The organism is Escherichia sp. E1130, assembly GCF_005781065.1.
Taxonomy (GTDB): Bacteria; Pseudomonadota; Gammaproteobacteria; order Enterobacterales; family Enterobacteriaceae; genus Escherichia.
Map to the genome: position 1 here is coordinate 389,138 of NZ_VATL01000012.1, position 11,833 is coordinate 400,970.

Consider the following 11,833-nt stretch of genomic DNA (forward strand, 5'->3'; position numbering starts at 1 on the left):
AGGCGTCACGCTACGCATTGGGGGAAAGATGGATTTTTTTAGCACACAGAGCATTCTGGTTCATATACCGATCGGTGCTGGCGGTTACGATCTCTCATGGATCGAAGCGGTGGGGACGATCGCTGGGTTACTGTGTATTGGCCTTGCCAGTCTGGAGAAGATCAGCAACTACTTTTTTGGCCTGATCAACGTTACCCTGTTTGGCATTATTTTCTTTCAGATTCAGCTGTATGCCAGCCTGCTGTTACAGGTGTTTTTCTTTGCCGCTAACATTTATGGCTGGTATGCCTGGTCGCGACAAACCAGTCAACATGAAGCTGAGTTAAAAATTCGCTGGTTGCCATTGCCGAAGGCGCTAAGCTGGTTGGCGGTTTGCGTGGTTTCGATTGGTCTGATGACGGTATTTATCAATCCGGTGTTTGCATTTTTGACCCGCGTGGCAGTCACGATTATGCAAGCATTGGGTTTGCAGGTAGTGATGCCAGAATTGCAACCGGACGCCTTCCCATTCTGGGACTCCTGCATGATGGTACTCTCCATCGTGGCAATGATCCTGATGACGCGTAAATACGTCGAAAACTGGTTATTGTGGGTCATCATTAACGTGATTAGCGTGGTGATTTTCGCCTTGCAGGGCGTCTATGCCATGTCGCTGGAGTATCTGATCCTGACCTTTATTGCCCTCAACGGCAGCCGGATGTGGATCAACAGCGCACGCGAAAGAGGTTCACGCGCGCTTTCCCATTAATGGTGATGATGTGAATGGCCAGACACCCCTTCATTCAGGTGGCAGTCTGGCCCATGACAAGGTTGATATTCCATCTGGATGGTGGCGTGCTCAATCTGATAGTGATCCATCAGATAGTGTTGGATCTGATCCAACAACGCGTCGTGATCGTGTGGCGGGATCACCTGCACATGCAGCGTCATCACTGGCTTTTCGCCCACCATCCACACATGTACATGGTGCACATTGCGGACTTCCGGGATTTCCCGGCACATGCGGCGTTTCATTTCAGCAATATCCAGCGAAACGGGCGCACCTTCAAGTAATTCATTCACGCTGTCTTTCAATAATCGCCACGCGCTGCGTAGAACCAGAAGCGACACGAGTATCGAGAGAATGGGGTCCGCAGGTGTCCAGCCGGTCCAGATAATTATCAACGCGGCGACGATAGCACCAACGGAACCCAGCAGGTCCCCAAGCACATGCAGTGCCGCTGCTCGCACGTTGAGGTTTTTCTCTTCACTACCGTGATGAAGTAACCAGAAAGAAAGTATATTTGCCAGCAATCCCGCCACGGCAATCGCCATCATCATACCGCCTTCAACCGGACGCGGCGTGCGGAAACGTTCTATCGCCTCCCAGACAATCAAAATCGTAATCACCACCAGGGCGATGGCATTCACAAACGCCGCGAGCGTGGTCAATCTTAGCCAACCGAAAGTGTGGCGAATGGTGGGAGGACGACGTGAAAATTGCACTGCGAGTAGGGCGAAAAGCAGGGCGGCAGTATCGGTCAACATATGTCCGGCATCAGCCAGCAATGCCAGAGAACCGGAAAGAAAACCGCCAATGACTTCTACCAGCATAAACCCGGCAGTTACGCCGAAAGCATACAACAAGCGACGAGCATTATTATCTTCTGGCAGGTGTGGGGAAGTGTGTGAGTGCGCCATGACGAGTCATCCCTTAATTTATCTCACTTAACTTTATGACATCATACTGCTTTTAGAAGGGAAAAATTAAAAAGGAGAGCCTCCGCTCTCCCATTATCAGCCATATATCCTGGCTTACTGCGTAGTACCGTCGGTTTTGGTATCGACATCATTGTTGATGCCATCACCGGTTTGTACCTTTTTATTGATGTCCGGGCAGCGACCGTCTTTGCACATGGTGTTTTTGTGCTCTTCGTCTTTGGTCATGCCGTCATTATTCATGGATGAACCATTCGGGTGCAGCATCGTCCCGCCCGAGTTGGTATTAACCCCGTTATTGTCGACGTTATTTGGTGCGACATTTTCACGGGCGTCAGGGGCTACCTGGCCCGCATCAGCTGCGGCGTTTGCCTGGCCGTTATTGGTTTGCGCCCCGCTATCGGCAGCCAGTGCGGCACCGCTGGCAAGGCTCAGAGTGGCAGTCAGAAATAGTGTGGCCAGTTTTGTCATTTTCATAGGATGCTCCTGTTATGGTCGTTATGTCGGATAACCTCTTCCAACAGTGCATTTGCAGGTGAATATCAGGCAATGGTTGAAGATTTCAGCCAGAAGAAGAGATCCAGCTGAGAATCTTGAAAAAATTAATAAATAGAGAAGTTACAGTTAGAAATTGTAGGGGAGATCTCGTTTTTCGCGACAATCTGGCGTATTTCTTGTCGATTCCAGGATTATTCCGTCCATAGTGTAAAACCCCGTTTACACATTCTGACGGAAGATATAGATTGGAAGGATTGCATTCACCAAGATAAGTATGGCAACACTGGAACAGACATGAATTATCAGAACGACGATTTACGCATCAAAGAAATCAAAGAGTTACTTCCTCCTGTCGCACTGCTGGAAAAATTCCCCGCTACTGAAAATGCCGCGAATACGGTAGCCCATGCCCGAAAAGCGATCCATAAGATCCTGAAAGGTAATGATGATCGCCTGTTAGTGGTGATTGGCCCATGCTCAATTCATGATCCTGTCGCGGCAAAAGAGTATGCCACTCGCTTGCTGGCGCTGCGTGAAGAGCTAAAAGACGACCTGGAAATCGTAATGCGCGTTTATTTTGAAAAGCCGCGCACCACGGTGGGCTGGAAAGGGCTGATTAACGATCCGCATATGGACAACAGCTTCCAGATCAACGACGGTTTGCGAATTGCCCGTAAATTGCTGCTCGATATTAACGACAGCGGTCTGCCAGCGGCGGGCGAATTTCTCGACATGATCACCCCTCAGTATCTCGCTGACCTGATGAGCTGGGGCGCAATTGGCGCACGTACCACCGAATCGCAGGTGCATCGCGAACTGGCGTCTGGTCTTTCTTGCCCGGTAGGTTTCAAAAATGGCACAGACGGTACGATTAAAGTGGCTATCGATGCCATTAATGCCGCCGGTGCGCCGCACTGCTTCCTTTCAGTGACCAAATGGGGGCATTCGGCGATTGTGAATACCAGCGGTAACGGCGATTGCCATATCATTCTGCGCGGCGGTAAAGAGCCTAATTACAGTGCAAAACACGTTGCTGAAGTGAAAGAAGGGCTGAACAAAGCAGGCCTGCCAGCTCAAGTGATGATCGATTTCAGCCATGCTAACTCGTCCAAACAATTCAAAAAGCAGATGGATGTTTGTGCTGACGTTTGCCAGCAGATTGCCGGTGGCGAAAAGGCCATTATTGGCGTGATGGTGGAAAGTCATCTGGTGGAAGGCAATCAGAGTCTGGAGAGCGGGGAGCCGCTGGCTTATGGCAAGAGTATCACTGATGCCTGCATTGGCTGGGACGATACCGATGCTCTGTTACGTCAACTGGCAAATGCAGTAAAAGCGCGTCGTGGATAATTTATAGTCAAATCGCCATGACTGTATGTTTGTAGGTTTGATAAGACGCGCAGCGTCGCATCAGGCAATGTGCTCCATTGTTAGCAACGACAAACAAAAAAGCCGACTCGCTTGCAGTCGGCTTTCTCATTATTAAACAAATGACGTTTACTTCGCTTTACCCTGGTTAGCGACAGCAGCTGCTTTCGCCGCGATCTCGTCAGCATTACCCAGATAATAGCGTTTCAGCGGTTTGAAGTTCTCGTCGAACTCATACACCAGCGGCACGCCAGTCGGGATATTCAGCTCAAGAATCTCTTCTTCGCTCATGTTATCGAGATATTTCACCAGCGCACGCAACGAGTTACCATGAGCAGCGATGATTACGCGCTCACCGCTCTTCATACGCGGCAGAATGGTTTCATTCCAGTAAGGGATCACGCGGTCAATGGTCAGCGCCAGGCTTTCAGTCAGCGGCAGCTCTTTCTCGCTCAGTTTCGCGTAACGCGGATCGTGGCCCGGATAACGCTCATCATCTTTAGTCAGTTCCGGCGGAGTCACCGCAAAACCACGACGCCACTGTTTCACCTGCTCGTCGCCATACTTTTCAGCAGTTTCCGCTTTGTTCAGACCCTGCAACGCACCGTAGTGACGTTCGTTCAGTTTCCAGGATTTCTCAACGGGCAGCCATGCCTGATCCAGTTCGTCCAGCACGTTCCACAGGGTATGGATAGCGCGTTTCAGCACAGAGGTGTAAGCAAAGTCAAAGCTGTAACCTTCCTCTTTCAGCAGCTTACCTGCTGCTTTTGCTTCGCTTACGCCTTTCTCAGACAGATCCACGTCGTACCAACCGGTGAAACGGTTTTCTTTGTTCCACTGACTTTCGCCATGACGAACCAGAACCAGCTTAGTTACAGCCATATACTTACTCCTCAAATCATCTTTTAATGATAATAATTCTCATTATATTGCCGTGACGAAGCAACAGCAATGCTTACGCATAACCATAGCGAAAATAGTGTCGCAGTGTAAGGTTGTTGTGAATATTGAGTTGCAAATATGTCGGTATTTGCTGGTGATTTGAACAATACGAGGATAAAGCCCTCATGACGAGGGCTTAACATTACTCAGCAATAAACTGATATTCCGTCAGGCTGGAATACTCTTCGCCAGGCCGCAAGAAGCAGTCCGGCTGCGGCCATTCAGGGTGGTTCGGGCTGTCCGGCAGAAACTCGCTTTCCAGTGCCAGCCCCTGCCAGTCGGCGTAAGGTTCAGTTCCTCTTGATGGCGTGCCGCCGAGGAAGTTGCCGGAGTAGAATTGCAGAGCCGGAGCGGTGGTGTAGACCTTCAGCTGCAATTTTTCATCTGCTGACCAGACATGCGCCGCCACTTTTTTGCCATCGCCTTTGGCCTGTAACAAGAACGCGTGATCGTAACCTTTCACTTTGCGCTGATCGTCGTCGGCAAGAAACTCACTGGCGATGATTTTGGCGCTGCGGAAATCAAAAGACGTTCCGGCGACAGATTTCAGGCCGTCGTGCGGAATGCCGCCTTCATCAACCGGCAGGTATTCGTCCGCCAGAATCTGCAACTTGTGATTGCGCACGTCAGACTGCTCGCCGTCAAGATTGAAATAGACGTGATTAGTCATATTCACCGGGCAAGGTTTATCAACTGTGGCGCGATAAGTAATAGAGATGCGGTTATCGTCGGTCAGACGATATTGCACCGTTGCGCCGAGATTACCCGGAAAGCCCTGGTCGCCATCATCTGAACTCAGGGCAAACAGCACCTGACGATCGTTCTGGTTCACAATCTGCCAGCGGCGTTTGTCGAACCCTTCCGGGCCGCCGTGCAGTTGGTTGACGCCCTGACTTGGCAACAGCGTCACGGTTTCACCGTCAAAGGTATAACGACTATTGGCGATACGGTTGGCATAACGACCAATAGAGGCTCCAAGAAATGCGGCCTGATCCTGGTAGCATTCCGGGCTGGCGCAGCCAAGCAGAGCCTCGCGGACGCTGCCATCGGAAAGCGGAATACGGGCGGAAAGTAAAGTCGCACCCCAGTCCATCAGCGTGACTACCATCCCTGCGTTGTTACGCAAAGTTAACAGTCGGTACGGCTGACCATCGGGTGCCAGTGCGGGAGTTTCGTTCAGCACTGTCCTGCTCCTTGTGATGGTTTACACACGTAAAAAGTCTCTTTAATACCTGTTTTTGCTTCATATTGTTCAGCGACAGCTTGCTGTACGGCAGGCACCAGCTCTTCCGGAATAAGCGCGACGATACAGCCGCCAAATCCGCCGCCGGTCATGCGTACGCCACCTTTGTCGCCAATCACAGCTTTTACGATTTCGACCAGAGTGTCAATTTGCGGCACGGTGATTTCGAAATCATCGCGCATAGAGGCATGAGACTCTGCCATCAACTCGCCCATACGTTTCAGGTCGCCTTTCTCCAGCGCGCTGGCAGCTTCAACGGTACGCGCGTTTTCGGTCAGGATATGACGCACGCGTTTCGCGACGATCGGGTCCAGTTCATGCGCAACAGCGTTGAACTCTTCAATGGTGACATCGCGCAGGGCTGGCTGCTGGAAGAAACGCGCACCGGTTTCGCACTGTTCACGACGGGTGTTGTATTCGCTGCCAACCAGGGTACGTTTGAAGTTACTGTTGATGATGACCACAGCTACGCCTTTCGGCATGGAAACCGCTTTGGTCCCCAGCGAGCGGCAGTCGATCAGCAAGGCATGATCTTTCTTGCCGAGTGCGGAAATTAGCTGATCCATGATCCCGCAGTTACAGCCAACAAACTGGTTTTCTGCTTCCTGACCATTAAGCGCGATTTGTGCGCCGTCCAGCGGCAGATGATAAAGCTGCTGCAATACGGTTCCGACTGCCACTTCGAGTGAGGCGGAAGAACTTAACCCGGCACCCTGCGGCACGTTGCCGCTGATCACCATGTCCACGCCGCCGAAGTTGTTGTTACGCAGTTGCAGATGTTTCACCACGCCACGAACGTAGTTCGCCCATTGATAGTTTCCATGCGCGACAATGGGCGCATCGAGGGAAAACTCGTCAGTCTGATTTTCATAATCGGCTGCCATTACGCGAACTTTACGGTCATCGCGTGGCGCACAGCTAATGACGGTTTGATAATCAATCGCGCAGGGCAGAACGAAACCGTCGTTGTAGTCGGTGTGTTCACCAATCAAATTCACGCGGCCAGGCGCCTGAATGGTGTGAGTGGCAGGGTAGCCAAATGCGTTGGCAAACAGAGATTGTGTTTTTTCTTTCAGACTCATTTCTTACACTCCGGATTCGCGAAAATGGATATCGCTGACTGCGCGCAAACGCTCTGCTGCCTGTTCTGCCGTCAGATCACGCTGGGTTTCTGCCAGCATTTCATAACCGACCATAAATTTACGTACGGTGGCGGAGCGCAGCAGAGGCGGATAAAAGTGCGCGTGCAGCTGCCAGTGTTGATTCTCTTCGCCATTAAACGGCGCACCGTGCCAGCCCATAGAGTAGGGGAAGGAGCACTGGAAGAGGTTGTCATAACGACTGGTCAGCTTTTTCAACGCCAGCGCAAGATCGCTGCGCTGGGCGTCGGCCAAATCGGTGATCCGCAAAACATGGGCTTTGGGCAGCAGTAGCGTTTCGAACGGCCAGGCAGCCCAGTAAGGCACTACGGCTAACCAGTGTTCGGTTTCGACAACGGTACGGCTACCGTCTGCCAGCTCGCGCTGGACATAATCCACCAGCATTGGCGATTTCTGCTCGGCAAAATATTCTTTTTGCAGGCGGTCTTCGCGCTCAGCTTCGTTAGGCAGGAAGCTATTTGCCCAAATCTGTCCGTGCGGATGCGGGTTAGAGCACCCCATCGCTGCACCTTTGTTTTCAAATACCTGCACCCACGGATAGGTTTTTCCCAGCTCTGCGGTTTGCTCCTGCCAGGTTTTGACGATTTCCGTCAATGCCGCAACGCTGAGTTCTGGCAGTGTTTTACTGTGATCAGGTGAAAAGCAGATCACCCGGCTGGTACCGCGCGCGCTCTGGCAACGCATCAACGGATCGTTGCTTTCTGGCGCGTCTGGCGTGTCAGACATCAAGGCCGCAAAGTCATTGGTAAAAACGTAAGTCCCGGTGTAATCGGGGTTTTTATCGCCTGTCACCCGCACATTACCTGCGCAGAGAAAGCAATCTGGATCGTGCGCAGGTAACACCTGTTTGGCTGGCGTTTCCTGCGCCCCCTGCCAGGGGCGCTTAGCGCGGTGCGGTGAAACCAGAATCCATTGCCCGGTGAGCGGGTTGTAGCGGCGATGTGGATGATCAACGGGATTAAATTGCGTCATGGTCGTTCCTTAATCGGGATATCCCTGTGGATGGCGTGACTGCCAGTGCCAGGTGTCCTGCGCCATTTCATCGAGTGTGCGCGTTACGCGCCAGTTCAGTTCACGGTCGGCTTTGCTGGCGTCCGCCCAGTAGGCTGGAAGGTCGCCCTCGCGACGCGGTGCAAAATGATAGTTAACCGGTTTGCCGCAGGCTTTGCTGAAGGCATTAACCACGTCCAGCACGCTGCTGCCTACGCCTGCGCCGAGGTTGTAGATGTGTACGCCAGGCTTGTTAGCCAGTTTTTCCATCGCCACGACGTGACCGTCCGCCAGATCCATTACGTGGATATAATCGCGTACGCCAGTACCGTCTTCGGTCGGATAATCGTTACCAAAAATAGCCAGCGAGTCGCGACGGCCTACAGCAACCTGGGCAATGTACGGCATCAGGTTATTCGGAATGCCTTGCGGATCTTCGCCCATATCGCCCGACGGATGCGCGCCAACCGGGTTGAAGTAGCGCAGCAGGGCAATGCTCCAGTCCGGCTGGGCTTTTTGCAGGTCGGTGAGGATCTGTTCCACCATCAGTTTGCTTTTGCCGTAAGGGCTTTGCGGTGTGCCGGTCGGGAAGCTTTCAACGTATGGAATTTTGGGCTGATCGCCATAGACGGTGGCGGAGGAGCTGAAGATAAAGTTTTTGACGTTAGCGGCGCGCATGGCGCTAATCAGGCGCAGAGTGCCGTTGACGTTGTTGTCGTAATATTCCAGCGGTTTTTGTACCGATTCGCCAACGGCTTTCAGCCCGGCGAAGTGGATCACGGTGTCGATAGCGTGATCGTGCAGGATCTCGGTCATCAACGCTTCGTTACGGATATCGCCTTCAACAAACGTTGGATGTTTGCCGCCTAAACGCTCGATAACAGGCAGTACGCTGCGCTTACTGTTACAGAGGTTATCAAGAATGATGACATCATGACCGTTTTGCAGTAATTGCACACAGGTATGACTTCCAATGTAACCGCTACCACCGGTAACCAGAACTCTCATAATTCGCTCCATTAGGCTTATGGTATGAAATAACCATAGCATAACAAAGATGCGAAAAGTGTGACATGGAATAAATTAGTGGAATCGTTTACACAAGAATTTAGCCGTTTTTTATGCGCGATTAAGTGATTATAAAACAGAGAGTTTATGAATGATTGCGCTTTTTATCTGAAAAAAAGATGCGGTTTTATGCCTAGATGCGTCGAACCGTGGGCCGGATAAAGCGTTTACGCCGCATCCGGCACAGTCAGCATTACCGACTCAATTTATTTTTGTCAGCGCATAACGATAGAGGTCACCGTCTGGCACGAACTCCAGACGATGGGTAATACAGGCAGGCGCATCTTCCGCATGGTGCGAAACAAACAATAATTGCGTTTCACCTTCGCTAATTAGCACGTCAACAAAACGGCGGATAAGCTGGCGATTGAGCGGATCCAGCCCCTGTAGTGGTTCATCGAGAATAAGCAAAGTCGGATGTTTCACCAGTGCGCGGACGATCAGTGCCAGGCGTTGTTGCCCCCAGGAAAGACTATGGAAAGGGGCGTCAGCCGTGCGTTTATCAATGCCGAGAATATCCAGCCACTGCTGCACCAGCTTTTGCTGGCGATCCGAAACGGCCTGATAAATGCCAATCGAATCAAAATAGCCAGAAAGGATCACATTACGCACGGTAGTGCTGACCCGGTAATCCAGATGCAAACTACTGCTGACGTAACCGATATGCTTTTTAATATCCCAGATGGTTTCGCCGCTGCCGCGACGTCGGCCGAAAAGCGTCAAATCGTTGCTGTAACCTTGCGGATGATCGCCAGTAATCAGGCTTAATAATGTCGATTTTCCCGCGCCATTTGGCCCGATAATTTGCCAGTGTTCGCCGGGATTCACCTGCCAGCTAAGGTTATTAAGAATGGGGCGATCGTTATAAGAAACCACGCCGTTGTTCAGCACAATGCGCGGTTCGTTGGCGGGTAAGGCGTGACGTGCTGAAGGTTCATCCGGCTCCGGCAGTTGCACACCTTCAAGCTGTTCGCTATGCGCCAGTTGCGCGACGAGTGCTTGCTGGAGCAGTTCCTCTTTAGCGCCAGTTTCCGCTAACGTGCAATCTGCCAGCACGCCAGCAAACTGGACAAATTCCGGGATCTCATCGAAGCGATTGAGCACCAGTACCAGAGTAATACCGGACTGATGTAACGAGGCGAGTAATTCTGCCAGCTGCTGACGTGAGGCAACGTCAAGACCATCGAACGGTTCATCAAGAATCAATAAGTCAGGCTTCGACATCAGCGCTTGACAGAGCAGGGTTTTACGCGTCTCGCCAGTGGAAAGATATTTAAAACGTCGGTCGAGCAGGGCGGTAATGCCGAACTGCTGCGCCAGTTGCGCACAACGCGGTGCATCCTTAACTTCATCCTGAATGATCTCAGCCGTGGTGCGCCCGGTGTCATCTTCGCCAGGGCCGAGCATATCGGTGTTATTCCGCTGCCATTCGTCACTGACGAGCTTTTGCAATTGCTCGAAGGAGAGACGAGTGATGTGGGAAAACTGGCTTTGCCGTTCACCTTTCAAAAGCGGAAGTTCACCGGCCAGCGCGCGGGCCAGCGCCGACTTCCCGCTGCCATTAGAACCGACAAACGCCCAACTATCGCCCGCGTTTAACGTTAGCTGAGGCAATTGCAGCGTTTTTGTGTCGCTAAGACGAAACGTGCCTTGCAAAATTTGCAACGATGACATTTTATATCCCATTTTGTGCAGCGATTACTGACAGGGATACGTGTTTCATAACAAATTGTCAACACGCTTAGCACAGCGTGGCGATAATCACGCTGTCGGCATTAAAGTAGGCCGTGACATTCTGTCCTTGCTGAAGAGAAGTCGCTTCATTTACCGGCACCGTGGCGCACAAGGTTTGCCCGTCGGGTAGCGCCATTAATACTTCGCACTGTTCTGCGCCGCGCTCTATATGGCGAATAATGCCCGGCAATTGGTTGTCGGCACTCTGGGCTACGGTGTCATCTTGGGTAATGTTCACCCACGGCGCTTTCAGCAGAATCAACACTTCTTTGCCTTCATCCAGCCCCAGACGCGCGCCACTTTGCGCGGTAATCGCGACTTTTAAGCGTGTTTTGCCGTCGGCCAGTAAGACATCAACATGCTGTTGAACGTCATCATGATCGCGGGCGGTGATGGTACCGAACCACTGGTTACGGGCGCTGGTTTGCAGTGAAAAACGTGAGATCGCGGCCAGCAGACTGTTCAGCGGCAGGGCGTCATCGTCACTTAACACATCAAAGGCTTTTTGCTGGATCTGGGCGAGAAGATCGTAAAGCTGAATCAGTCGTTGACCATAGCGGGTCAGCACAGCACCGCCACCGCCTTTTCCGCCCGTAGCTCGTTCAACCAGCGTATGCTCACTTAACTGATTCATTTCGTTAATGGCATCCCAGGCGCTTTTATAGCTGATACCGGCATCTTTCGCCCCCTGGCTGATGGAACCGGAAAGCGCGATGTGTTTTAGTAGCGAAATGCGGCGTGGGTCGGCAAAGAGCTTTTGTTGCAGCTTAAGAGTGAGAAGGATTTCGGCCTGCATAACAATGTCCTGGCAAAAGTCTTATTGTGACGGAAAATGAGCGCCACGCAAAGCTGACCGCACAAAAGGGGAGTGCTTTTCTGTGCTTAACGGTTAGAATAGTCACAGGACTACATCTGGAGTTGACCATGTTAGAGTTATTAAAAAGTCTGGTATTCGCCGTAATCATGGTACCTGTCGTGATGGCCATCATCCTGGGTCTGATTTACGGTCTTGGTGAAGTATTCAACATCTTTTCTGGTGTTGGTAAAAAAGACCAGCCCGGACAAAATCATTGATTCCATGAATGCCCGCTGAGTCGGGCATTTTCTTTTTCTCAACTTCCTGCTTTTCCTGCCG

At 51.7% G+C, this 11,833-nt stretch carries 12 protein-coding genes; 3 read left to right on the forward strand and 9 right to left on the reverse strand.

Annotation, left to right across the window (positions count from 1 at the left end; translation table 11 throughout):
- Positions 1 to 28 precede the first annotated feature (28 nt).
- Entirely contained in the window at positions 29 to 748 is a 720-nt protein-coding gene (gene pnuC / locus FEK66_RS12520; RefSeq protein WP_135406226.1) for a nicotinamide riboside transporter PnuC, read from the forward strand.
- Here the strand turns inward: pnuC and zitB are convergent.
- Together zitB and FEK66_RS12530 are read right to left on the reverse strand one after the other, a co-directional pair.
- Entirely contained in the window at positions 745 to 1,680 is a 936-nt protein-coding gene (gene zitB, locus FEK66_RS12525) for a CDF family zinc transporter ZitB (protein WP_130214939.1), read from the reverse strand. The genes pnuC and zitB overlap by 4 nt on opposite strands.
- A 114-nt stretch (positions 1,681 to 1,794) precedes the next feature.
- Positions 1,795 to 2,175, reverse strand: a complete 381-nt coding sequence (locus FEK66_RS12530) for a YbgS-like family protein (protein ID WP_064530615.1) — start codon at positions 2,173 to 2,175, stop codon at positions 1,795 to 1,797.
- A 315-nt stretch (positions 2,176 to 2,490) separates the two neighbouring features.
- Here FEK66_RS12530 and aroG point away from each other — a divergent pair, with 315 nt between their 5' ends.
- Positions 2,491 to 3,543, forward strand: a complete 1,053-nt coding sequence (gene aroG, locus FEK66_RS12535; protein ID WP_130209918.1) for a 3-deoxy-7-phosphoheptulonate synthase AroG — start codon at positions 2,491 to 2,493, stop codon at positions 3,541 to 3,543.
- A gap of 147 nt (positions 3,544 to 3,690) precedes the next feature.
- Here the strand turns inward: aroG and gpmA are convergent, their stop codons facing one another.
- From gpmA to modE, 7 genes are all read right to left on the reverse strand, one after another.
- Complete coding sequence (gene gpmA, locus FEK66_RS12540) at positions 3,691 to 4,443, reverse strand: 2,3-diphosphoglycerate-dependent phosphoglycerate mutase (protein WP_001295305.1); 753 nt, start codon at positions 4,441 to 4,443, stop codon at positions 3,691 to 3,693.
- A gap of 202 nt (positions 4,444 to 4,645) precedes the next feature.
- The gene (gene galM / locus FEK66_RS12545) at positions 4,646 to 5,686 is read right to left on the reverse strand and encodes a galactose-1-epimerase (RefSeq protein WP_059321515.1); all 1,041 of its coding nucleotides are present in this window, start codon (positions 5,684 to 5,686) and stop codon (positions 4,646 to 4,648) included.
- A complete protein-coding gene (galK, locus tag FEK66_RS12550; RefSeq protein ID WP_131161683.1) occupies positions 5,680 to 6,828 on the reverse strand; it encodes a galactokinase in 1,149 nt (382 codons plus the stop codon). The genes galM and galK overlap by 7 nt, the downstream gene beginning before the upstream one ends.
- Positions 6,829 to 6,831: 3 nt before the next feature.
- The gene (gene galT, locus FEK66_RS12555) at positions 6,832 to 7,878 is read right to left on the reverse strand and encodes a galactose-1-phosphate uridylyltransferase (RefSeq protein ID WP_053276593.1); all 1,047 of its coding nucleotides are present in this window, start codon (positions 7,876 to 7,878) and stop codon (positions 6,832 to 6,834) included.
- Positions 7,879 to 7,887: 9 nt separating this feature from the next.
- Positions 7,888 to 8,904: a UDP-glucose 4-epimerase GalE gene (gene galE, locus FEK66_RS12560; protein ID WP_001265443.1), complete on the reverse strand. Its 1,017-nt coding sequence runs from the start codon at positions 8,902 to 8,904 to the stop codon at positions 7,888 to 7,890.
- Positions 8,905 to 9,165: 261 nt separating this feature from the next.
- Positions 9,166 to 10,638, reverse strand: coding sequence for a molybdate ABC transporter ATP-binding protein ModF (modF, locus tag FEK66_RS12565; protein WP_130209926.1), 1,473 nt, complete (start codon positions 10,636 to 10,638; stop codon positions 9,166 to 9,168).
- Positions 10,639 to 10,705: 67 nt separating this feature from the next.
- Entirely contained in the window at positions 10,706 to 11,494 is a 789-nt protein-coding gene (modE, locus tag FEK66_RS12570) for a molybdenum-dependent transcriptional regulator (RefSeq protein ID WP_130209928.1), read from the reverse strand.
- 128 nt (positions 11,495 to 11,622) lie between these two features.
- Here modE and acrZ point away from each other — a divergent pair, with 128 nt between their 5' ends.
- A complete protein-coding gene (gene acrZ / locus FEK66_RS12575; protein WP_000891515.1) occupies positions 11,623 to 11,772 on the forward strand; it encodes a multidrug efflux pump accessory protein AcrZ in 150 nt (49 codons plus the stop codon).
- The last annotated feature ends 61 nt before the right edge of the window (positions 11,773 to 11,833 follow it).